At 39.5% G+C, this 24,158-nt stretch carries 23 protein-coding genes; 17 read left to right on the top strand and 6 right to left on the bottom strand.

Going from position 1 to position 24,158, the window contains the following annotated elements; genetic code table 11:
- The first annotated feature begins 995 nt into the window (after positions 1-995).
- The 3 genes from FJU10_RS08380 (at position 996) to FJU10_RS08370 (ending at position 5,017) form a co-directional block, all read left to right on the top strand.
- Positions 996-1,946, top strand: a complete 951-nt coding sequence (locus tag FJU10_RS08380) for a zinc-binding dehydrogenase (RefSeq protein WP_140965646.1) — start codon at positions 996-998, stop codon at positions 1,944-1,946.
- A gap of 274 nt (positions 1,947-2,220) precedes the next feature.
- A complete protein-coding gene (locus tag FJU10_RS08375) occupies positions 2,221-2,472 on the top strand; it encodes a hypothetical protein (RefSeq protein ID WP_015509648.1) in 252 nt (83 codons plus the stop codon).
- 400 nt (positions 2,473-2,872) lie between these two features.
- Positions 2,873-5,017, top strand: coding sequence for a glycosyl hydrolase 115 family protein (locus FJU10_RS08370; protein ID WP_223273006.1), 2,145 nt, complete (start codon positions 2,873-2,875; stop codon positions 5,015-5,017).
- Positions 5,018-5,095: 78 nt separating this feature from the next.
- Here FJU10_RS08370 and FJU10_RS08365 read toward each other — a convergent pair whose 3' ends face one another.
- Positions 5,096-5,608, bottom strand: coding sequence for a GNAT family N-acetyltransferase (locus FJU10_RS08365; RefSeq protein WP_140965645.1), 513 nt, complete (start codon positions 5,606-5,608; stop codon positions 5,096-5,098).
- 289 nt (positions 5,609-5,897) lie between these two features.
- Complete coding sequence (locus tag FJU10_RS08360; protein ID WP_140965644.1) at positions 5,898-6,887, bottom strand: AraC family transcriptional regulator; 990 nt, start codon at positions 6,885-6,887, stop codon at positions 5,898-5,900.
- Between the two features lie 177 nt (positions 6,888-7,064).
- Between FJU10_RS08360 and FJU10_RS08355 the strand changes: the two genes are divergently transcribed.
- The 11 genes from FJU10_RS08355 to FJU10_RS08300 all read left to right on the top strand — a co-directional run bounded on the left by FJU10_RS08355 (position 7,065) and on the right by FJU10_RS08300 (position 18,449).
- Complete coding sequence (locus FJU10_RS08355) at positions 7,065-8,342, top strand: PTS sugar transporter subunit IIC (RefSeq protein ID WP_140965643.1); 1,278 nt, start codon at positions 7,065-7,067, stop codon at positions 8,340-8,342.
- Positions 8,343-8,414: 72 nt separating this feature from the next.
- Positions 8,415-9,881: a glycoside hydrolase family 43 protein gene (locus FJU10_RS08350; RefSeq protein WP_140965642.1), complete on the top strand. Its 1,467-nt coding sequence runs from the start codon at positions 8,415-8,417 to the stop codon at positions 9,879-9,881.
- Positions 9,874-12,117, top strand: a complete 2,244-nt coding sequence (gene bglX / locus FJU10_RS08345) for a beta-glucosidase BglX (protein WP_262984556.1) — start codon at positions 9,874-9,876, stop codon at positions 12,115-12,117. Before FJU10_RS08350 ends, bglX begins: the two co-directional genes overlap by 8 nt.
- A 304-nt stretch (positions 12,118-12,421) precedes the next feature.
- Positions 12,422-13,126, top strand: coding sequence for a flavodoxin (locus FJU10_RS08340; protein WP_189372276.1), 705 nt, complete (start codon positions 12,422-12,424; stop codon positions 13,124-13,126).
- Between the two features lie 417 nt (positions 13,127-13,543).
- A complete protein-coding gene (locus FJU10_RS08335; RefSeq protein WP_189372273.1) occupies positions 13,544-14,428 on the top strand; it encodes a LysR family transcriptional regulator in 885 nt (294 codons plus the stop codon).
- A gap of 164 nt (positions 14,429-14,592) precedes the next feature.
- Positions 14,593-15,159: a flavodoxin gene (locus FJU10_RS08330; protein ID WP_077453315.1), complete on the top strand. Its 567-nt coding sequence runs from the start codon at positions 14,593-14,595 to the stop codon at positions 15,157-15,159.
- Positions 15,128-15,472: a carboxymuconolactone decarboxylase family protein gene (locus FJU10_RS08325; protein ID WP_140965638.1), complete on the top strand. Its 345-nt coding sequence runs from the start codon at positions 15,128-15,130 to the stop codon at positions 15,470-15,472. Before FJU10_RS08330 ends, FJU10_RS08325 begins: the two co-directional genes overlap by 32 nt.
- Positions 15,473-15,892 carry a cupin domain-containing protein gene (locus FJU10_RS08320; RefSeq protein WP_096742727.1) on the top strand — a complete coding sequence of 140 codons (420 nt, stop codon included), beginning with the start codon at positions 15,473-15,475 and terminating at the stop codon, positions 15,890-15,892. It abuts the gene before it with no gap.
- Between the two features lie 14 nt (positions 15,893-15,906).
- Positions 15,907-16,656 (top strand): SDR family oxidoreductase, encoded by a 750-nt coding sequence (locus FJU10_RS08315; protein ID WP_140965637.1) that lies wholly within the window; start codon positions 15,907-15,909, stop codon positions 16,654-16,656.
- Between the two features lie 232 nt (positions 16,657-16,888).
- Positions 16,889-17,239, top strand: coding sequence for a triphosphoribosyl-dephospho-CoA synthase (locus tag FJU10_RS08305; RefSeq protein ID WP_223273005.1), 351 nt, complete (start codon positions 16,889-16,891; stop codon positions 17,237-17,239).
- Between the two features lie 160 nt (positions 17,240-17,399).
- Positions 17,400-18,449, top strand: a complete 1,050-nt coding sequence (locus FJU10_RS08300) for an AI-2E family transporter (protein ID WP_140965636.1) — start codon at positions 17,400-17,402, stop codon at positions 18,447-18,449.
- 65 nt (positions 18,450-18,514) lie between these two features.
- On the opposite strand, the gene FJU10_RS08295 is transcribed toward FJU10_RS08300, so the two are convergent.
- The 4 genes from FJU10_RS08295 to FJU10_RS08280 all read right to left on the bottom strand — a co-directional run bounded on the left by FJU10_RS08295 (position 18,515) and on the right by FJU10_RS08280 (position 21,410).
- The gene (locus tag FJU10_RS08295; RefSeq protein WP_140965635.1) at positions 18,515-18,991 is read right to left on the bottom strand and encodes a GNAT family N-acetyltransferase; all 477 of its coding nucleotides are present in this window, start codon (positions 18,989-18,991) and stop codon (positions 18,515-18,517) included.
- Positions 18,992-19,168: 177 nt separating this feature from the next.
- A complete protein-coding gene (locus tag FJU10_RS08290; RefSeq protein WP_005235901.1) occupies positions 19,169-19,393 on the bottom strand; it encodes a hypothetical protein in 225 nt (74 codons plus the stop codon).
- Positions 19,394-19,527: 134 nt separating this feature from the next.
- Complete coding sequence (locus tag FJU10_RS08285) at positions 19,528-20,520, bottom strand: Gfo/Idh/MocA family protein (RefSeq protein WP_140965634.1); 993 nt, start codon at positions 20,518-20,520, stop codon at positions 19,528-19,530.
- Complete coding sequence (locus FJU10_RS08280; RefSeq protein ID WP_081119468.1) at positions 20,517-21,410, bottom strand: MurR/RpiR family transcriptional regulator; 894 nt, start codon at positions 21,408-21,410, stop codon at positions 20,517-20,519. Before FJU10_RS08280 ends, FJU10_RS08285 begins: the two co-directional genes overlap by 4 nt.
- Positions 21,411-21,614: 204 nt before the next feature.
- On the opposite strand from FJU10_RS08280, the gene FJU10_RS08275 reads away from it, so the two are divergent.
- The 3 genes from FJU10_RS08275 (at position 21,615) to FJU10_RS08265 (ending at position 24,154) form a co-directional block, all read left to right on the top strand.
- The gene (locus tag FJU10_RS08275) at positions 21,615-22,640 is read left to right on the top strand and encodes a Gfo/Idh/MocA family oxidoreductase (protein WP_077453333.1); all 1,026 of its coding nucleotides are present in this window, start codon (positions 21,615-21,617) and stop codon (positions 22,638-22,640) included.
- Between the two features lie 72 nt (positions 22,641-22,712).
- Positions 22,713-23,153, top strand: coding sequence for a heme-binding protein (locus tag FJU10_RS08270; RefSeq protein ID WP_317615666.1), 441 nt, complete (start codon positions 22,713-22,715; stop codon positions 23,151-23,153).
- Between the two features lie 23 nt (positions 23,154-23,176).
- Positions 23,177-24,154 (top strand): Gfo/Idh/MocA family protein, encoded by a 978-nt coding sequence (locus FJU10_RS08265; RefSeq protein ID WP_140965633.1) that lies wholly within the window; start codon positions 23,177-23,179, stop codon positions 24,152-24,154.
- Positions 24,155-24,158: the final 4 nt, after the last annotated feature.

Genomic DNA, 24,158 nt, shown 5'->3' with positions numbered 1-24,158 from the left:
TAAGCTAATTCATCCAATAAATAATATTTGCATTAATTAGATCTAATCATTAATTTATTCAATGATTAGATCTTTTTATTGAAATCTGCATGTTACCAATGAAAATACAAAGCTACTAAAAATTACTCCGTTATATATATTGTTACTATAAAATGCAAGCATCTATATCGATGACCGATCTAGTTTTATGTCTTAAAAACCTGCAAAAAAAATCAAGCGAGAAATTTGAAAAAGAGTTATCTAGATTGAAGGCATGATAAATTGAGCCATTGATACCCGCAGATTTCAATTTATGCTCAATAAGAGAATCTTTCCTTTTGCCATGTAAACATAGTACAGTTTTTCTTTTCCTAAAGTCTTAGAAAGAAACGCATAAACCTGATCATTTTCAGTAAAGCGTCCATTGCTTAAATCAGTAATTTATGCAAATGAGCCGATACTCGTTAGTGATTTCGCAAACTTTTTTTAAGTGTAGGTGCGGGTTATTGACTCCTAGATCAACACTGGTAAAAGCAGTTAAAGAGTTTCTTACAAAATTTTACAAATTTCACCAATTTCTGCCATGAGCTGTGGTACCAAAGAAGTTCCTACAACTTTCAACAATATAACCACAAGATAATCAGGCAATTGTGAAGGTGTCTGAGTCATCTGTGGGCGCAACTGCTCAATGGTCTTCAATAGAGCGCTTAAATGCTCGATTTATTGCCATCACGTTACTGCCACGAGTCGTTTCAGTCAATTTTTGAATGACATACTGGTCTTACGAGACCAGTTGTCCGAATCGAAAACGGATGAGGATGAACCGAAGAAATAATCTGTTTTGACGGATGTCAGCAAGAGGAATAGAATGAAAGTACCTTCAAGAGAAGGTGCTTTTTTTGAATAAAAAGAAAAATCTAAAATGACCGAAGGAACATTCACTGGTTGTTTAGTAGATGGTTTCAATCGATTGATGCGTGGCTTTCGATAGACTGAAGATAGGAGAGGATTTGCGCATGAAGGCGTTGTATTTTAATGAATTCGGTGATTCAACTGTTTTAACATATGGGGATTTGTCTGATCCCGTCATTCAAGAAAATGAGCTATTAATAGAAATGATGTATATTGGTTTGAATTATGCAGATATTTATCGAAGAAAGGGCAGCTATCATATTGAATCCCGAGACCCTCTTATTAATGGCTATGAAGGTGTAGGGAGGATTATTCAAAAAGGAAGATCAGTCTCTAAGTTTCAGCTAGGGGAAACGATTCTTTTTGTGGATGTTCCTTTTGCTAATGCAGAATTGGTGGCTGTTCCTGAGGAAAATGCCATCCGTATTCCATCTGGTATACCACCTGAATTAGCAGCCAGTATTGGCCTGCAAGGGTTGACAGCTGATTTTTTAGCTCATGATCTTGGCAACAATGTGAATAATAGTAAGGTCTTCGTCCATGGGATAAGTGGTGGCGTCGGACAAATTTTATCGCAACTATTAACCGCAGATGGCCTAGAAGTCTTCGGCGTCACTTCTTCGGAAGAAAAGCGACAACTGGCTTTACACCAAGGAGCAAAACAAGTCTTTTTAAGAAATACAGAATGGCAAGAAACCTATACTTCTTTCTTTGATACTGTTTATGATGGCATTGGACATACATTAGCCGAAAGTGTCGACTTGCTCAAAAATAGAGGGAAGGTTATCTTTTTTGGTATGGCCGGCGGAAATCCGCCAGCAATCGACTTTATTCCCTTGTTATCAAAATCAAAAAGTATTTTGACAGGGGATCTCTGGGATTACTTAACAAGTTTTCAAGAGCGGGAGAGAAGAAGCACCCGACTGTTTATTTACTTTAGCAAGAATCAAATTAAAATCAGTCAACCAACCATTTTTTCATTAGCTGACGGAAAAGCTGCCCATGATTATTTAGAATCTGGAAAAAGTATCGGGAAAATTTTGCTGCAACCATAAGAAAGTAAAAAAGCTAAATGACTTTATCATAAAAGATACACCGAATGTTTATCAATTCACTAAATCATTTTTTTTATATAATCGATACTTCTCTTATGATAAATCTTTAAGGATAAAAATAAATGTAAAATGAATAGAATATTGCAAGAATCTAATGTTTTCTATTTCTTCAGTGAGAATAAGATAAAACTTTGTGATAAACAGTACATTTAATTTGAAAACATTTAATTACAGCAGTAAGATAAATATATCAAATACTTAAGGAGTGATATCTATGACAAACTATGAAGAAAAGGAAGCAAAAGCATTGGTAAAGATTGCAGAGGTTCTTGATAAGTTAGATGAGAATTTAGCTGAATTAGACACACTAGATGCAGACGCAAAAAAACATAGTATGAAGAAATGGATCGTTGAGAAAAAAGCGATTCATGAAATCAAAAAGATCGCACACGAAGCCGGTAAGTATGAAAAGTACGATGAAAAAGCACTACAAAAAGAAATTGATGAAGTTGAGAAGTATATGTAATTGAACAAAAATAAGAAATTGTCACCATTATTCAGTAATTGAAATCTGAAATGATAAAAGCTTGATTTCAATTGAAGATTTAGATTTGACAATGATCTCACTAAGCCCATGCTCTTATGAGTGTGGGCTTGTTTGCTGTATATATGATTAACCACGCCAAGGTGAATAGGCATGAAAGATCATGTTCTACAACGACAAGATAAAACATTAGTTAAAGGGGGACGGGGAAAATCCAAAAACAAAGAAAGTCTGTTTTTTCGTTTTTTTCATCGACTTTCTCTATTTTTTTAGACAAGCTTTTCGCTTATTCTAAATTTATGAGCGGTATCATAGTAAACAGTTAACAAAACGTTTAGACCATCTGAAAAACATCTTTGCAGAAAATAGTGACGAGAGGTTTATGGCTGATAAGCAATTCGATTGTCTATTACAACATAGTAGAAAGTTCTTTATTGAAGATAAAATAATAAACTATATAGATGAAACGGGTGATTACATGGAAACAACATTTTTCATTTCGAAAAATACTTCTGTCACGTCAAAACAGTTGGAAAATGAAGTGATTGGACATGCTTGCGAGATCTTGCAACGTGACATATTAACCGTTGTGACAGATACGAGGAAGACAAATGCAATTGAATTGGTTTTACTTGATGAAAAAAATAAAACGGATGCGTATCAAATACTTTTAATATCGCCAGATAAAGTAAAAGTGTGTGCTGAAACACCGTTAGGATTAATGTATGGGATTCTTGAAATCTCTCATAAAGTTTTAGATGTTCAACCCTTTTGGTATTTCATGGATATTCCCCCAATAAAAAAGCCATTTATTGAATGGACAGATTTTGACTTAAAATTACCTGATTTTACAACGGACTATCGGGGCTGGTTCGTCAATGATGAGTTGCTGCTGGATCAATGGGAAGATAATGGTTCAAATGAATATGTCTGGGAACGTATTTATGAAACTTTGTTACGTTTAGGTGGAAATGTTATCATCCCGGGAACAGATAAGAACAGTCATAGATATCGACAAAGTGCACAAGCGATGGGGTTGATCTATACACATCATCATGCCGAGCCACTAGGCGCTGAGATGTTTGCTAGAAGGTATCCTGGTTTGAAGGCTTCATACGAGGAACATTTTGAGTTGTTTCAGGAATTATGGAAAAAAGCCTTACACGAGCAAAAAGGTACCAAGGTTATCTACACACTTGGTTTTCGCGGACAAGGGGATTGTCCTTTTTGGGCAGAAGATCTTGATCGACAGTGGTCAGCAGCGGAAAAAGCAGCAGTGATCAACGAAATCGTCCATCTGCAATATCATATGGTTAAAGAAGTCGATCCTCATGCAGTATGTTCAATGAACATTTATGGTGAGATAACGGAATTATTTAATCTTGGCTTACTTGAGCTTCCAGATGATGTGATTGAGATTTGGGCGGATAATGGTTATGGTAAAATGGTTTCTCGTAGACAAGGGAATCACGATCCACGAGATGAGGTGTTAACAAACACACCAAAACCAAATCATTCAAGAGGAATCTATTATCACGTTGCCTTTCATGATTTACAAGCATCTAATTTCTTGACGATCTTGCCTAATAGCCCAGAATTTGTTTCTAGAGAGTTAATGGCGGTTAGAGAAGTCAAGATGGATAAGTTTGTCTTAGTTAATACAGGCAACATAAAACCGCATATTTTGTTCTTACAAGAAATAGCGAATTTCTGGCGAGCAGATTATCAGTTACGAACCAATCAAGAGATAATTTCAGAGCATGTAACACAATACTATCAAAATCAGCAAGAAGAGATCCAAGCTGTCTATGAAGATTACTTTGAAGCGGTTATCCGCTATGGAACACATGAGGATCAAACCGCTGGTGATGAGTTTGCCTGGTATTTGATTCGAAAAATTATTCAATCCTGGCTCAAGCAAGAAACAAAAATTCCGAGGTTAGAATGGTTGACGGGTGATCGGAAAATCAAGGAGCAAGTCACAGAAATTTTCTCTATGGTAGGAGAAAAGATAATAGCCTGGGAGAATCTATTGCTGAGATGCCAGCAGATTACATTATCCCTTCAGGATAAACATGCACAAAATGCTCGCTTTTTTAATGATATTTACCTCTCAGTAGCCGTTCAATGCAAAACGTTAAAAACACTGCTCCATTTGTTAGACGCTTATCAGATGATTGATCAGGAAGAAATGGTCATTGTATTTGTAAAAGTTTTCGATGCGTTAGAAGAAATCCACCAACTAATTCAAATATTGAAGGAAAATCCTAGTGATACATGGTATGATTTTTATGAAAATGATGGCTATACCAACCTAACATTGACAAAAGAGATGATCAAAAGTCTGTTGTCTTACATTCGCATCATTGGCGATGGTCCAGATCAAGATCAGTGGGAGAGAAAATACATTATGGACTCCACTGAATCAAGAGTTATGTTGCTTTCAAATACAAAAAAAGCGTTGACGGATGAAAAGTTAGCAAGAAAAATCAGAGTAAGTTTAAGTGAAGAACTTAAAAAATATTAATTTGAGATGAAACACCTTTCAAAAGCAAGAGATTTATCCTAGCTTTTGAAGGGTGTTTTATCTAGTATACAAATTTTATTAGAATTCATTAGGCGTATCGTCCAACTCTAGCACCATGTTATACCAAGCAACACCTGCATGTTGTGATTCTGACAGTCCTTCTAGTTGATAGCCGTGCTTTTCGTAATATGGAATCAATGATTCTAAACAAGTTAATGTGATTCCTTTTCTATTTTGAAGACGACATTGTTGTTCAAGGGCTGACAGTAGCTTACTACCAATCTGGCAGTTTTTATAATCAGGAGCGACAGCCAAGCTAAGAATACTTTGGTAGCCACCAAAAAGTTGATTAGGACAAATACTTTCAAAGAGATCGTCAGAGAGATAACGTTTAGAAATAATGGGCCCTACAACGTAGCCGATCGGACAATCCTTTTCATTTACTGCCACAATAAAACTGTCACTAATTGTATGTATTCGATCCATCATCACTGGTCTAGATGCTGCTTCATCCGCTGTAAATCCTGCATTTTCTATCTGCATGATTTGATCAATATCATCTTCTTTTGGTGGTCTAAAGAAAACGTTCATTCAATCACTCCTATCCTATTTAGGATTAGTTTATCATATAATGATCCTATTAAAATCCGTCTTACGCGCTTCTATTTTATTTTTGCTTTTCTAACGTTTTTTACCATAAATGCGTTGACTTTTTCGCCAAATATTTGAGAAAAACCGAAAGATACATGGAAAAGTCGTTAATAAATTATTGTTCACAACTTTCTTTCAAACTCTTTCAATAAGCCTTAGGAATTTTATATGGAAAGATAATTAAAAAAAGATTGGAGAGCCTTAGTGGTAAATCAACTTTATGATTTATTCAAAAATGAAGCTTTCTTCTTGTACCAGGAGTAATGCCATATGTTTCTTTAAATTTTTGGTAAAAGAAATTAATATTCTCAAATCCGACTTGTTGCGAAATATCAACGATATCCATGTCGGTTGAAAGTAAAAAACGATCAGCTGCCAAGATACGTTGATTGATTACAAGTTTTTTGTAAGAATAGCCGGTGTGTTTTTTTAAAAGATTGGACAGATAATTGGGATTAAGGTTGAATTGTTCCGATAATTCTGTCAAAGTCACATTTGCATAATTTTTCTCAATGTATTTCAAAATTGGAACAATCGGGCTCTTTCGATATCGATCAGAATGATCCGTATAAGAGTCTTGATAGATATTCACAAGATCCGAAATGATCAAACTCAACAAACCTTCACAAATGTCGGTATATGCTGTTGAACGATCGAACCATTCGCATAACAACTCTTTAAAAAAGAACTGTAGACGTGTCCTTGTTTCTGAAGCAAAATGAATAAATCGATCATGTTTCATTCCATGAGTGATGGCTTCAATAAAGAATGAAGTCAAAACGCTGTCCGAGGAAAAACGGTTGAAGAAATTTGCAGTTAAATAGTACTTGGGAATAATCAAATTAATGAGGATATCATTTTCGCCAAGCGGTTCAATCTTGTGAACAGTGTTTGCATCCATCAGCAAAATTTGCCCTTCATACAGAAAATGTGGCTCATTGTTAATGATCTGCTGACATTTTCCAGCATACATATAATTAAACTCGATCCAATCATGGCAGTGAATCGGATAATTTTGAAAACGAGAATGCCGTTTTATAAAAAAAGGCTGTTCTTGCGTAATCATCTGTGAATCTGTCAGTTCCATGCAAAGAACTTCTTGACCATTGACAACTACTTTTTTATAGTCGGAATAATCAGGTTTCAAATTTCCGTTTCGATACGCCTTTTCATGATTAGAAACCTTACGGATCAGCCTGTCTAGGGATAAATGGTCCATCGTTGCGCTCCTTTTTTATCGATTTTAACAATCAAGAATCAAGTAGTCAAATATGTGTTTTTGTCAAAAACAAGTCAGGAATTGATATTCGCTTTCGCTAAAGAGTCTGTTATATTGATAACAAGTTGAAATTGAAGGCGCTATCAAATCAACAATAAATGATTGGAAGGAAATATTATGAAAGAAAAAATCACAGGTTATTTCGATAAATTAAGTCCTTTTTTTGACAAATTAGGCAACAATGCTTATTTAAAATCGATCTCCGGTGCGATGATGGGGACACTAGGTCCTATTTTGATTGGCTCGATCGCTGTTTTACTTCTAGTATTACCTAATAGTCTTCCAGCACTTTCATTTTTAGCTGGTTTCGCAAATGTTTTTAGCAAACTAAATCAAATAACTATTGGCTCAATGGCTGTTTATGTCGTGGTATTAATGGCTTATCATTTAGCGAAAAATCTACGTCCGACAGAAGATGGTATTTCTGCTGCTATTATCGCATTGCTTAGTTTCTTTATCATTACCCCTCTAGGTACAACGACGGATGAAGTCAGCGCAATTCCAGCTACTTGGCTAAGTGCACAAGGAGTATTTTCTGCAATGATCGTTGGTTTGGTAAGTGGAAGGGTATATATTTGGCTGAAAGACAAAGGTTGGACAATCAAAATGCCAGCAGGTGTACCTCCTATGGTAACAAAAGTGTTTGAATCAATTTTACCTACGGTTCTTATCAGTGTGCTCTTCATTGTACTAAATTCAATCTTTGAAGCAACCAGCTTTGGCAACATGCATCAGTTTGTTTACAGCATCATACAAGAACCGCTTCAAGGGATCGGAGGATCAATCAGTGCAGTCATTCTGATCTCACTGATTCAGCAGATTTTGTGGTTTTTTGGTATTCACGGAACAAATGTCGTTATGCCGATCGTTCAAGCCCTGTGGATGGCAATGGACGTTGAGAACTTAAACGCTGTTGCGGCAGGCCAAACACCGCCAAATATCACTGGCTATGCATTCTTTATGATCATAACTTGGAGCGGCATGGGCTTAGGATTAGCATTATTAATGCTGCGAGCGAAAAGCAAGCAGTATCGAGAAACGGGGAAAGTCGCCATTGTTCCAGCCCTTTTTGGAATCACTGAACCATTGATTTTTGGAACACCATTGGTATTAAACTTTAAATTAGCTGTACCATTCATTACCAATAACAGCATCGCTTTAATTTTGGCTTATGCATTGACACGCTTTGGACTTGTTGCTCGTTTTACAGGGGTAACTGCCATTTTCGGTTTACCAATTGGTTTCCATGCTGCTGTTCAAGGGAAACTGTCGATTATCATCTTACAGTTGTTCATTCAACTGATTTTGTCCCCGATACTATGGTATCCGTGGTTTCGAAAGCTGGATAAAGAAACCTATCAATTGGAACAAGCCGCATTGAAGGAGCAAGTGTAAACCCGAAAAAGAAAGCGGCTAGTGTCGCTTTCTTTTTTCTATGTGGCAATACAAAGAGAAAAGAGGAGCACAATGAAGTATACCAATCCGGTTATCAAAGGATTTCATCCTGATCCGAGTATTTGTTTCGATGGAAAATCCTACTATTTAGTCTGTTCAAGTTTCGAATATTTTCCTTGTCTGCCGATTTTTAAAAGCCAGGATCTACTCAATTGGCAATTTAAACAGTATGCGATTGATTGTCCAGATCATATCAATCTGAAAGAAATCAGCAACTCGATGGGACTTTTTGCCCCAACGATCCACTTCTTTGAGGAAACATATTTTCTGGTATGTACAAATGTCACTCAAGGGAATTTCATCTGCCATACGAAAAACATTGACCATGGCTGGTCTGATCCAATCTGGATCAATTGTCCTTTTGGGATCGATCCCTCGCTTTCATTTATTGAAGGCAGATTTTTCTTCCAACTCGCTGCATCAATGAATGGGAAAAACAGCATTCTACAATTTGAAATCGATCCTTACAGCGGGAAAATGTTGACAGATCCAATAGAAATCAGCCAAGGGTGCGGTGGACGCGACGCGGAAGCACCACATCTTTTCAAGAAAGACGAATGGTACTATCTTATATTGGCGGAAGGTGGCACAAGAGAAGGACATATGGTAACGATTCAAAGAAGTAAATCAATCAATGGGCCATATGAAGGAGCAAGTACGAATCCTATCCTCTCGAATAGAGATATCAAGTCGCCGCTTCAAGCCGTGGGGCATGCAGATTTCTTTCAAGATAAAGAAGGTTTTTGGTGGCTGACAGCTCTTGCGACTAGGCCCAAACGTCATTTTACCCTGCTTGGTCGTGAAACGATTCTATTACCTGTAGAGTGGATTGACGGTTGGCCAGTTGTCAACCAGACAGGGAACGCATCGGTTGAAGTTGAAACAGATCGTTTTTCAAAGAGCGTTAAGCAGCGGAATGAACTGCTACCTTTTCTCTGCAAGAAGTTGCAGAGTGTACGTTTGCCAATTGATTATACGTATGATACTGATTTGGTCATTGATAACTTACCGACCCGTTTAGGAACTTCTAAGGACGAGCCCATTGCCTTTTTGTCCTTAAGTCAAGCTGATACTGCCTGCTGCTTTAAAACGACATTGATGGTCGACGAATGTCAGGAGGGAACTTTTGGCATAGCAATCTATAAGGATGACCTGCATTTTTGCCAATTCGGATTGCGAAAAACAAAACACCAAACAGAGCTTTTTTCCAGCAAAATCATCTTCGATTTACATCTGCATCGATCCAATAATTTAAAAGATAGAAAGAGACTGACCCTGAAATTATCTGGAGACAGCAATAGCTACAATCTGCTGATTATAGATGAAACGAGTACTGTAGTGTTTAAAGATCAAATCGCTGTACGTCATTTTACAAACGAATGTTCTGACTCAAAATTTACCGGTGTCCAGTTAGGAGTCTTTGCAGAAGCAGCTACAGGAAAGACTCGCTTCATCACACCAGAACTAAGATATCAATAGAAAAAACTATGCGAGGAGTAATAATATGAAAAATCAAACACTGGCACAACTAGTCAACCAACTGACCTTAGACGAAAAAATCGGCCAATTGGTGCAGTTATCTGGAGAATTCTTTCACGGAAGCGATTTGTCTTTGGGTCCTCAGCAAAAACTTGGCATCGAACAACAAACCATCGATGTTGTCGGTTCGGTATTGAACGTCACAGGTGCCCAAGTAACTAGAAAGATTCAAACAGACTACTTAAGAAAAAGCCGACACAAAATCCCACTATTGTTCATGGCAGATATCATTTATGGATACCGAACAGTCTTCCCGATTCCTCTAGGATTGGGAGCAACATGGAATCCAGCATTGATTCAAAGCGCCTATCAAGCCGCAGCACAAGAAGCAAGAGCGGCTGGCGCACACGTAACATATGCACCAATGGTCGACTTAGTACGCGATGCTCGATGGGGGCGATGCTTGGAGTCGACAGGAGAGGATCCGCTGCTAAATGCTGATTTTGCGAAAGCAATGGTTGAAGGCATTCAGCAAGAAAAAGGGGGAACACTGCTCGGAATCGCTGCCTGTGTTAAACATTTTGCTGCTTATGGAGCAGCAGAAGGCGGACGCGATTATAATACAGTTGATATGAGTGAACGCAAACTGCGTCAAGACTACTTAAGCGGCTATAAAGCGGCTGTCGAGGCTGGATGCAAACTAGTCATGACTTCTTTTAACACGTATGATGGTATTCCCGCTGCTGCTAATCAATTTCTGATCAAACAAATTCTAAGAGAAGAATGGCAGTTTGACGGAGTCGTTATTTCGGATTATGCAGCTGTTCAAGAATTGATTCCTCATGGGATTGCTGCGGATAATCGAGAAGCGACCAAATTAGCGATCGAAGCAACAAATGACATCGATATGAAAACCCGCTGTTATGCGAAAGAGCTTCGTCCGCTGCTGGAAAGCGGTGCGATTGATCAGCGGTTGATCGATGACGCTGTGTATCGTGTCTTGAAACTTAAAGAGGATTTAGGGCTGTTTGAAGATCCTTTCCGTGGCAGTTCAGAAGAAGTAGAAGCTCAAATACTCTTATCCGAAGAGAACCGGAAACTTGCACGAAAAGTTGCCTCCGAAGCGATTGTTTTATTGCAGAATAAGCAAGAGGTACTTCCTCTTACTCCAAAAAAAGAGAAAATATTACTCGTTGGTCCCTATGGTGACAACCAAGCAATGATTGGTTTATGGGCAGTACACGGAAAAACAGAGGATGTCACAACATTAAAAACGGCGCTCCAAAATGCAGTTACGGAAAAGTATGTTCATTGCGAACCAGGTTGCCCGCTTTTAGAAGACGATTCTATACTCGGAGACTTTGGCTTTACTGCCAGCGGCTCCTCCATATCAGCTGCAGAGCAAGAGCTTTGGTTGGAACAAGCACTGAAAGCGGGAGCCGAGGCCGATGTGATTCTTTTTGCTATGGGGGAACACAGTTTGCAAAGTGGGGAAGCTGGCAGTCGAACGGACATTCATTTACCAGCTGTTCAAAGAGCTTTTATTAAAAAAATGACCGCTCTTGGTAAAAAAAATATCTTGATCAATTTCAGTGGTCGCCCACTGGTGTTAAAAGAAGAAACAAAACAAATGGATGCAATATTACAGGCATGGTTTCCTGGTACAGAAGGAGCACAAGCAATTGTTGACATACTTTTTGGGAAGGTCAATCCTTCTGGTCGTTTAAGTATGAGCTTCCCAGAAGATGTAGGGCAGCTGCCACTTTACTACAATCACTTCAATACTGGAAGACCATTGAACAGCAAGACACATACAGGACGTTTCGTTTCGAAGTATCTGGATTGCTCAAACGAGCCGCTCTTTCCATTTGGTTATGGGTTGAGTTTTGGGGAAGCATCATACCATTCGTTAAAATTGAGTGATTCAACCATGAATGAAACGTTGGAAGCTGAAATTACAATCCGCAACAATTCTGCTTACTGCAGATTGGAGACAGTCCAGCTTTATATCAGAGATCACGTTGGATCGGTAGTTAGGCCAGTGAAAGAATTAAAAAAATATAAAAAAATTCCGTTGTCTCCATACGAAGAAATAACCGTTTTGTTCACGATAACTAAAGAAGATCTTTTTTACTATCAAAAAGATCTGACTTTTGGCGTCGAACCTGGATTGTTTACTTTGTTTATTGGGAAAAATTCTGCAGAAGGTGAAGCAGTGACTTTCGAACTTCTATGAATATATGGTCATTTTCTGACACGAAACGCTTTCTGATCCTTTAACTACTTCTAACATTTCAAACAAAGTACTGTTTTCATTAGGTATTACCTTGTAAAAATATAGATCACGAGGAAAAATGAAAGATAAGACAGGGGAGAGCCGTAAAGCTACGCTTAATGTTTTAAGGCTTCTTATAATGTGCTGATTCTGTGAGAGAAAGGGAAAGGAAACCCTAAAAATCTTTTTTTGCCTTGCCTTAAAGTCCGCTTCAAGATTTATACTGGAACTACCATTTTTGATGGGAAAAGAAAGGAGCAATTCAATGAACAAATGGACAAAAGGACTTTTTCTGACAATGATTTTTCTAGCAGGATGCAGCAGTGATTCAATGAATGACGAGCCAGACATTGGTACAACGGAAACAAGTACTAGTGACACCGTTACGCAACAAATGAGAGAAGCAGGGATTGATGGGGAGGCCGATATTTTGATCGCCTACTTCACAAGACCAGAAAATTTAGAGTATGAACCAGCAGTCGAAGCAGTTTCTGGAAGTAGTTTTAATGTGATCGATAACACTTTAATAGGAGATGTCCAAGTCATAGCAGAGATGATCGCTGAACAGACAGGAGGTGAGTTATTTTCGATTCAAACAGAAGTAGGTTACCCTAACGTTTACGATGAACATACAGCTTTTGCCACTAGAGAGGTGGAAGAAGATGCCCGACCAACATTGATGACTGACGTTGCCCAAATGACTGAAGTGGATGTTCTCTTTATCGGCTTTTCCGTTTGGTGGAACCGTGCCCCAAGAGCCGTGTTAACATTTCTTGAAGCCTATGATCTTACGGATAAACAAATTATTCCTTTTGCAACCCATGGGGGAAGTGGACTGACCAATAGTCAAAATGAACTTCAAACGTTGTATCCAGCGTATGACTTTCTTGAAGGCTTTGCAGCAAGAGCGGGAAGTGTTGAAGACGCTGAACCCAATCTGTTGAATTGGCTCGATGAACTTGGGTACTAGGAACATTACGGTTTAATAGATATTTCTTGATCGGCTAATAGTCCATTATGTTTTAAAACCAAAAGAAACATAATGGTATTATGGTAAACCGGTGCGTTTGACTCATGAATCCTATGAGAACGAGAAAATAGTATTCCTTCAAGTCATTGTAAGAAGAATCATACCAAGATACTCATATAAACTATACCAAATGTCGCAAAAGTATATAGCTGATAAACCTGTTCGTTTGTGCGAACAATTTTTCATGTCAATCCATAAAACGATCCTCTTAAAATTCTGCAGTTTTATTCTTTTTTATTAGTATGATTCGCTGGAATAGCGATTCTTTGTTATTATTAGAAATGAATAGACCAAAAAGAAGGATGATTCTTTTCATTGCTAAGAGTTAAAATGTTGCAAAAAAGAGGAGGCGATTTAGTGGAATTTCGTTTATTAAAATATTTCTTCACGATTGCAGAGGAGGGAACGATCTCACAAGCCGCAGAAGTGCTCCACATCACCCAACCGACATTGAGCCGCCAATTAAAAGAATTAGAAGATGAATTAGGAACGGCTCTTTTCATTCGTGATAATCGTACAATGCTCTTAACGGAAGCCGGTCGTTTTTTAAAAAGTCGTGCCGAGGAGATATTGAGTCTAACGGATCAAACCATGCAAGAGTTTGAAGATCGTAAGAAACAGTTGTTTAGTGGTCATTTCACAATTGGCTGTGTCGAAGCAGATAATTCCGACACGCTTTCTTTGATGTTGGAAGAATTTATCAGTGACTATCCAGATGTCCGCTTTCATATTCACAGCGGTACAGGAGATGATATCAACGAGCGTTTGGAAAAAGGTTTATTGGATTTGGCGATTTTGATCGAACCCATCGAGATCGAGAAATACGAAAAAATCGTTCTACCAAGAAAAGAGACTTGGGGCATACTGACATCGGCTGATTCTTTTCTCGCCCATAAAGAGGAAATCACACCAGAAGATATCAAAGGGGTGCCATTGCTAGTGTCAAGGCGTCCGGAAGTGCAGCAAATGTTCAGCCAATGGTCAAAAATACCAATAGAAGAATTACCGATCGTTGGAACATATAACTTGATTTTCAATGTCTTTTCCTTAGTAGAAAACCATGTTGGATCGGCGTTGACCATCAGCGGAGCAGTCGGAGAACGGAGGGATGAAACGATCAAATTTTTGCCTTTAGTCCCTCAAATCGAAACCAGCTGTGTCCTGGTGTGGAAAAGAAATCGTGTGATGTCGCCTGTTGTGACGGCGTTCATTGCCCGCTTTCGTGATGAAGCTTTTGAATAATTGCATCCTAAAAGCCAAAAGAAGTGGAGTAATCCGTTTCTTTTTTCTTCCACCTCTCCCTATGCTTCATAAGCATAGGGACTTTTTATAGAAAGCATTATTCAAAGGCTCCGCTTTGCCTTACTATTAAATATACCAAGAAGAGAAACCAAGGAGGTGACAAAATGCCGGCAATACTTGTGTATTCACGAGCAGGAGAGAATCTTATTGAAGGGCAGCGAAAAAAGCTGATAGTGGGAAATACCCGGGTTCTAGCAGAGAAAATAGCAGATAAATTACAATGTCCGCTTTATTCTCTTGAACCGGCTTATCCTTACCCTCAAAGCTACCAAGCAATGGTCGAGCTAGCAAAAAAAGAAAAAGCGGCTAATGATTTCCCCCTCTATCAAGAGGTATCGGCAGCGTTTTTTAAAGAACGGGTTTTGTTTATCGGTTTTCCAAATTGGTGGGGCACATACCCGATGATCCTAGCGAGTTTTTTAAAAGATCATCGATTGGAAGGGAAGAGTATTTTTCCGTTTTGTACTCATGAAGGCTCAGGATTTGGCAACAGTCTAGAAGACTTTAAAAAGACTTGTCCTGAAGCAACTGTTTATCCTGGATTAGCTGTTCGTGGTTCAAGAGTAGCTAAAGCAGATATAGCTATTCGAAATTGGTTAAATCAGCATTTTATTAAAATAGATGAAGGAGTCGATCGATATGGTAAAGAAACAAACAGCAGGAAGAGATAACTTAAGCAAATTTGCGCCGAAATTTGCGCAACTGAATGATGATGTATTATTTGGTGAAGTTTGGTCACGTGAGGCAGAATTGGCTCCTCATACGAGAAGTTTATTGACGATATCTGCCTTGATTTCCGGTGGCAATTTTGAACAGTTGCCCGCCCATTTAACGATTGGCAAGGAGAACGGGATCACTGTAGAGGAAATTGCAGAAGTAATCACTCATCTGGCTTTCTATGTTGGCTGGCCTAAAGCTTGGTCTGCTTTTAACATCGCCAAAACGGTTTATCAAGAAAAGCTAGCTGAATTGGAGGAAAAATAAATGTCAGAACTCGATGCAGTAAAAGAAGCAGGAATCTTTTCACTGGGCAACACAAATGACGCCTATGCACAATATTTTAGCGGTCAGAGTTACTTGAATCCTTTAGTAGCTGATCCAGCGATTCCAGTCAACGTTGGCAATGTGACCTTTGAACCAGGTTGCCGCAACAATTGGCATCGGCATATCGATGGTGGGTATCAATTGTTGTTGGTGACTTCAGGAGAAGGCTGGTACCAAGAAGCAGGGAAGAAACCGCAAAAACTTACTGTTGGTGATGTCGTAGTCATCAAGGAAGGGGTCAAACATTGGCATGGTGCAGCGAAAAATAGTTGGTTTGCCCATGTAGCGATTACTGCTGGTGCTTCAGAATGGTTAGAAGCAGTCAGTGATGAAGAATATGATCAGTTGCCTGACGCATAAAGGAGGAAAAAGGGATGAATCGAATCAAAGGAAAAGTCGTGATCATTACGGGTGCATCAAGCGGAATTGGTGAAGCAACAGCGTTACTTTTAGCAGAAAAAGGTGCCAAATTGGTTTTAGCTGCTCGGCGGAAAGAGAAACTAGCGGAGATTGTTACAACAATACGTGAGAAAAATGGAGAGGCTGTCTATAAGGAAACCGATGTGACCAAACCAGCGGATAATCAAGCGCTGATCGACTATGCAAAAGAGATCTATGGGAAAATCGATGTGATTTTCTTAAATGCGGGCATTATGCCTAGTTCTCCTTTGTCTGCTTTAAAAACAGAGGAGTGGGATCAAATGATCGATATCAATATCAAAGGGGTATTGCATGGTCTAGCTGCTGTTCTGCCAGATTTTATTTCCCAAAAATCTGGACAGGTGATCGCAACCTCTTCCGTAGCCGGATTAAAAGCATATCCGAACGCAGCAGTTTATGGGGCTACAAAATGGGCTGTGCGTAATCTAATGGAAGTTCTGCGGATGGAGTCGGCACAAGAAGGAACAAACATTCGAACTGCCACCATCTATCCAGCAGCGATCAATACTGAATTATTAGACACGATCACAGATGAAACAGCAGCCAAAGGTATGAACGCATTATACAAAGAACATGGAATATCACCCGATCGAGTAGCCAATATCGTGGCTTTTGCAATCAACCAGCCAGATGATGTCAATGTGAATGAATTTACCGTCGGGCCAACCTCCCAACCTTGGTAAATACGTAGGAGAAAATAAGCTTCCACTTGCATAACCAATACGCGAGTGGAAGCTTATTTTTATTTAGCCAAGATAAAATTCAATCAACGTTTTTGCAATTAATTTCGTCATGGAATGACCTTTAATAAAGCTTGAAGCTAAATAAATCATCCGCGATAAGGGAAAGTCCGTTAGTGAATGCAGAACAAAAGATGCCTCATCTTCATAACCCCAATTAATTTTAGGAAAGAACGTGATTGCTAGTTCTTTCGCTTTAGCGGATTATTTTTCTCGGGATTGTACCAATGAGACTGAAAAAAGGCTCCACATGCTGTTGGCGATCATCGCTACGCTGGACGATACGTGCATTTTATACCGCAGTAATCAGGAAGTACTGGCTCTGGTTCAGCAACTCGCACAAAACGCCAATCAACAAGCGTTGCCGAACCCAGCATTTCAGGCACTAGCAGCCTTCTGTCAGTCAGAAAATGTATCTCCCGGAGGCAGTGCGGATCTGTTGGCTGCCAGCTTCTTTTTATTCTCCATCAATTCGATTTTACCCATAAAAGAAGGGAGACCGTTTATCAATAACTCTTTTCCTTAGAAGAAAGGCAACGATTCTTCTAAGGATTTTTTGTCTCATTTTTTTGCTCGTTTAAGAAAAATAAAATCTCTTGCTATTTGCATAGTTTAATGATTAGATAATTCTTAGGCACTACTGAAATGCTTCGTTGCTTCATTGCAACGAAAAAAAGGAGTTACAGATGAAATATTATAATGCTTTTCTTCAAAATCTTGTGTTGCGGCGCTGGACGGTCTTGTTTATGCTTGCGGGCATTCTTTTTTTGTTTCGCAGTATGATGACCATTCTTTTGCTGACCTTTATCTTTACGTATTTGATTTATCGGCTGGTTCTTTTGCTCCATCGAAAAAGCCGACTGCCCATCAAGCTTACGAGCATCCTGACTTACAGCTTGATTGTGTTCATTCTTTATTTAGTAGCAACAAATTATGTTCCCATCATCATCAAACAATCCGTCCAATTAGTCAATTCCGTTGCTGATTTCTACCAACGGACAGACTCCAATAATGAATTGATCGAATATGTCTTAAATTTATTGCAAACCAGTGAATATATTCAGAAATTACAAAGCGGCGTTTTAGTCGTGATCAATTATCTGTATAATTTCGGTGAACTGGCATTGACGGTGCTGATCTCATTTCTGCTTAGTTTCTTCTTTATGATCGATAACAAAAAAACCGTTGCGTTTTCTCAGCTGTTTTTGCAAGGGCGAGGGGCGTGGTTCTTTGAAGATGTTTACTATTTAGGAGCTAAGTTTACGCGGGCTTTCGGAAATGTGATTGAGACGCAGTTGGTGATCGCCTTAGTTAATACAGCAATCACTGTCTTCGCCTTAGCGGTGATGGGCTTTCCGCAACTATTGAGTTTGGCGTTGATGATTTTCTTTCTCAGCTTGATTCCTGTTGCTGGTGTGATCATCTCGTGTATTCCATTAACGTTTATTGCCTATTCTATCGGCGGATTTAATGATGTGATCTACATTTTACTGATCATTGTGTTTGTTCATGCGTTGGAATCCTATATCTTAAATCCCCGCTTGATGGCCAATAAAACAGAGATCCCGATGTTTTACACGTTTATTCTCCTGTATCTTAGCGAACATCTCTTTGGCTTGTGGGGCTTGATCATCGGGATCCCATTGTTCACTTTCTTTTTAGATTTAATGAATGTGAAAGAGATTCCGCGATTGCGTAAAAAATCCGATGACACCTTGCAGGACCAATTAAAATGATTGCTGTAAAGGATGGCAATTGATAGAAAAAACCATCTCTGCCGATGAAAGGCGAGATGGTTTTTTTATTTCGCCGCAATTTTTTTCGTAAAGGAGACAAAGCAGATTGCTGAAGAGGGGCTTTGAAACCTCCCTGTTGCTGAATACCCTAACGAGTGATAAAAGTGAACCAGCTTGGGTTCTTGCAGGATCGTATGTAAACGAATCGTATCTGTTTGTACGTTCCTTTCAATCAAGGTCATTGCTTGTCTACCGATCCCGCGGTTCTCGTAGGAGGGAAGAAGGGCGATGGAGGATAGCTTCGTCGTATGTTCCTGCTCAACCGTCAGTTTTAGGAAGCCCACGATTTTCTGAGAGGTCATGATTAAATAATAAGTTGTATTCGACGCAGAAAACTTTGCGTTTAGCTTCTCGAAACTTTGTAAATAGGGAGAAGTTTCTTTGTCTTGATAACGGAGAAAGAGTGGTTTGAAGGCCGCTTTTTGTATCAAGTAGATAGAAAGTAAATCGGAAAGCTTCGCTTCTTTAAGCTGAATGAGCATGCACACCTCCATAAAAAATCAGACATCATTTGTTGAAAGACATTGATTCGACATAGCAGATCCTGATGGAAAAGCCATCGAATAGCAGTCGTTCATTGGCTCGTTTCCGTTTTGATCCTTCCCTCAACCAGAGGTTCAAAAGCGAAGAGATCCGCAGGGCTTCGTGCCAACGGTGTTTTATTGAAAAAGATCATTTATCGATGTAACCAAGTCGTCATAGGTTTGACCGGTAGCGATTGCATAAACGGAAAGCAAAAAGACGAGGGCTGCTGCCAGCACGTAAAAAATTCGGAGGCGATAACCGTCACCTGTCCGGCGATTTTTTACAAAAGTAAAAATCGTCACAGCTAGATAAGCGAAGGTTAATAAACAAATAAGATACGTAATAATTTCTGGTGTCATGGGCGTTTTCCTTTCTTTTTCTATTTGTATAAAAATATACTCAATAAATATAATACAACCATTTCGAAACCGTCAAAGAAAGCGCTCAATTTTTGACACATAAAAACTGACTGAATGGTAGCCATTGGTCAGTTCTATTCAAAAACGATGGGGTATGATCTTAATTGTCTTTTTTTTTCTGCCTCTAGTAAGCTTCTTAGTTCATCAGCTAAAGCGATACAGGCAATACTATCTGTTAAGGACATCAAGGGATTTTCGAGTTGTCCTTGTGCAAGTGCGGTGTGAACTGCTTGAATCTCTGAATGGAAATCATCGATCTCGTACCCAATATCATAGATCGTGTCTTCTTGGTCAATCGTTACGGTAAAAGAAGCGGGGCGATGGAAGTTTGGGACCGTGATTTTCCCTTTTGTTCCTTGTAATTCCGCCACCGTCTCTTTTGTTTGGTCAAATCCGGTCTCAATCACTGCAACAAAGTCTTCACTGACAAAGCGTGCTTCAACGTAGGTATCGACCCCAGTTTCATACAGGCTGTAATCGATCAATTCGGCAGTTAAGTTTTCTGGTGAAAAATCTTGGATAAAGGCTAAGTTATAGATCCCCATATCCAATAAAGCACCTCCTTGCTTTGGCAGATAATGATAAGTACTGCCTTCGACTGGTAAATGGCGGCGGAAAGTAGTCGTGACACTTGTTAGCTCACCGATATAACCACCATCCACAAGTTCTTTTAGTTTGCGATATGCCGGAGTGAAGCGCGGTTTCATAGCTTCCATAAAGAAGACTTCGTGTGCTTGGGCTTGTTTTTGTACATCGCACATTTCTTGTGCAGTCAAGGTTGCTGGTTTTTCACATAAAACAGCTTTTTTCGCTTGAAAGGCTTTGATGATCCATTCATAGTGATACAAATGCGGCAAAGCAATATAAACGACATCGATAGCTGGATCATCTAATAGGTTTTGGTAGTCATCAAAGACAGCATCACACGGAAATTTTGCTTGAAACGCTTGCGCTTTTTCCATCGTACGACAAGCAACCCCATAAAGTTGGGCATCTTGAAAATTTTCTAAGCTTGCAGCAAAGCGATTGGCGATATTTCCGGCACCAATAATTCCCCAATTGATCATTTCATTTCCCTCTTTTCTTCAGTTGACGGGTATTCTGAGAGAATCCCTGATTCCAAAACAGTTTGTTTTTTTCTTAGTTCAGCAATATTTTTTTGGTATTCTTTGGCATACAGCAATGCGAACAGTGAATCTAAAATATACTCAAAGGCGACCTGCGAAGAAAAGGTACCGACTTTGAGGAAATCACGTTCATCATGAGAAGCGATGATCGCATGGGTCGCTAATGGGATGATTTTTGCATGGGCGTTGCCAGAGATCACGATCACTGGTACCCCGACATCACGAAAGTGCTGCATGATTTTTTCGTATTGCGTATTTTTCCCACGATAGGTAATAAACACGGCACAATCTTTTTTCGTGACGTTCGACGCATTCCACGCATCATCTCCATACTCATCAGCAACGATCAGATACTTATTGATCTTGACCAACTTATTTTGAAAACTTCTTGCCCGGATCTGAGAATCACCACGAGCAAATAAGAAAATCCGCTGCGCAGCTTCCAACGATTGTACCACTGCTTCCATCGTTTCCGGGGCGACCTGAGCATGGGTTTTGTGGATCGAGTTGATCGTTAGATCGGCCATTTTTTTCAAAATATCAGGTGTTTGATCCTTGGGCGAAAAGGGGAAATTCGCGTCAACAAAGGTTGGGTTGAACATCTGATTATGGGCAATTTCAGCCAGACCTAAGCGAAAACTTTTAAATCCTTCATACCCCATCTTTTTGGCTAGACGAATGACGGAAGAGTGGGATGTGTATGTATGCTTGGCGATGACTTCAATCGTCAACGAAGGCACATCATTGATATTTTGCAAAATATAATCGGCAATCCGTTTCTCCGTATTGGTCAATCCTTCTTGAAGCCGTAATTTATCTCCTAATAACATCAAACCACCTCTTTCTAATCATAGCCTAGGACAAAGAAAACCAAAAGCAAAAACTGTACCTTTTTGGCAATTTGGTAAAAATGTTCAGAACCACTCAGTAGTTTGTGAAAAAGTCTGGTCAAAAGCACCTGTTTTTGGCAAAAGACTTCCCATTTTGAAGAATTTCATCAATAATCAAGCTATCAATTTATAGGAGGCGTCACAATGTTAACTATCGCATATCTCGGAAATGGGAAAAGCACCAATCGCTACCATCTGCCTTTTTCAACCAAGCTACAGGATAAAATCAAAGTGAAGACGATCTATTCACCAAGCGGCAAGCTGACCTGGCCAACACTGGAAGGCGTTCATTACACCTCTGACTTAGAGGATATTTACCGTGATCCTGAAATTCAATTAGTTGTGGTCACGACCCCCAGTCATTTGCATTATAAATTAGGCAAGGATGTCTTGCTTCATGGGAAAAATGTCTTGATCGAAAAACCTTTTACGGAAACCTCGGCACAAGCAAAGGAATTGTTCGCACTGGCGCAGGAGAAAGGCTTGTTTGTGCAATGCTATCAAAATCGCCGCTTTGATTCTGATTTTTTGACCACGCAAAAAGTGATCGAAAGTGGCGTGCTCGGAGATCTCTTAGAAGTAGAGATGCATTATGATTATTTTCGTCCAGAGGTTCCACGGTCAGTGACCGAATTTTCACTGAATACTAGCTACTTATACGGACACGCTTGTCATACACTGGATCAAGTGATCTCCTATTTTGGGCAACCTGACGATGTCCATTATGAGGTTCGGCAATTGCTTGGGAAAAATCGCATGAACGATTACTTCGATTTGGATCTGTTTTATGGTCGAATGAAAGTCTCAGTCAAATCTAGTTACTTCCGATTAAAAGAGCGGCCTAGTTTTGTCGTTTATGGCGAAAACGGCGTTTTTGTAAAACAAACGAAGGATCGACAAGAAGAGCATCTAAAACAGTTTTATCTCCCAGATCATGCAGATTTTGGGATCGATTTGCCAGAGCACTATGGCACACTAACTTATATGGATGCTAACGGTGACTACCATGAAGAAAAAGTCATCTCTGAAATTGGTGATTATAGCCGTGTGTATGAGGGCGTCTATGAAACGATCATCAATGGCAAAGAGAAAATCGTAAAAGACGAAGAAACAATTTTGCAAATCGAAATGCTAGAAACAGGCATCAATCAAGTGATCACTGAGTCATAAGGCAGAGTGATTACGGGGCTTTTGACAAACAAAGCGCCTGAAGGCATCAACTGACTCAACGTAAAGGAGGAGATACGAATCGAACCTTCAGAAATCCTGCAAGAAGAACAGCAGCTGCAGTTTGCTCATTTTGACAATGACCTCGCATTGCGGTTGGTAATTGCCATTGATCAGTACGTTAAAAGGAACTATCCGAAGCCGGTAGGGATCAAAGTTATTCATCATGGCTTGACGATCATTCGATTTTTAATGGCAGGGCGAAAAGAAAGCCCTTGGCTTGAAAGAAAAGAACGAACGGTACTAGAAAGCGGGCATAGTTCACTATATGTCTATACCCAAAAAGATAGAGATACACAATTCGCTAAATGGGCAGAAGACGAACACTATGCAATTTGTGGCGGTGGTTTTCCAATTATCGAAGACAGAAAAGTCACTGGTGCTATCTGTGTGTCAGGTTTGGCCCATTTCGAGGATCATAAAGTGATCACCGAGGTATTGAAACAAATGATCTAAGAAGATAGAAAAGGGGAAGCAAGATGAACTTAGCGATTTTAGGCGCAGGCATGATTGTCCATGATTTTTTGACGGTGGCGGGGGATGTCCCGCAGCTTGAACTGTCCGCTATTTTTGGGACAGAAAGTGATTTAGAGAAAATGAATCACTTAAAACAGCAATACGGGATTCAAACCGTCTACACAGAGTTAGGGGCATGTTTGGCGGATCCATCCGTTGACACCGTGTATGTCGCATTACCCAATCATTTGCATTATTCTTTTGCCAAAGAAGCGATCCTCGCTGGCAAACACGTCATTTGTGAAAAGCCATTTACGTTGCAGACACGAGAATTAGTAGAATTAACAGAATTGGCAGCTGCCCATGAGGTGCTTTTGATGGAAGCAATCACGAATCAGTACTTAGCCAACTATCAAGGAATCAAAGCGCAGCTTGAAACATTGGGAGAGCTGAAAGTGATTGAATGCAACTATTCGCAATATTCTTCTCGTTATGATTTATTCAAAGAGGGAACCGTTTTACCTGCATTTGACCCGAAAATGGGTGGTGGGGCATTGATGGATATCAATATCTATAATATTCATTTTGTCGTCGGGCTTTTAGGAAAACCCAAAAGTGTCCGCTATTTTGCTAATGTCGAACAGGGGATCGATACTTCTGGCATGCTGTTTTTAGACTATGAACAAACAAAAGTCGTTTGTATTGGCGCCAAAGATTCGACAGCGACGATTCGCTCAACGATCCAAGGGACGAAAGGATCGATCATCGTCAATGGGCCAACGAATATGCTTGCCAGCTATGACGTTGAACCGATCAACGGGGCAAAAAGCCATCAGGATCAAAGCGTTCACGGACATCGTATGTTTGAAGAATTTGCCTGTTTTGCACAAGCCATTCACGAAAATGATCAGGCCTTTGTCAAGGAACGCCTTGCCCATAGCAAGCTGGTGATGGAAGTAGTGGAAAAAGCATTGGCAGATGCCCAGATTATATTAGGATGATCGC

Source organism: Enterococcus sp. OL5 (genome assembly GCF_006491895.1).
Taxonomy (GTDB): Bacteria; Bacillota; Bacilli; order Lactobacillales; family Enterococcaceae; genus Enterococcus_D; species Enterococcus_D innesii.
Note: the sequence above shows the minus strand (reverse complement) of the source record. Positions and strands in the feature narration are given on the sequence as shown.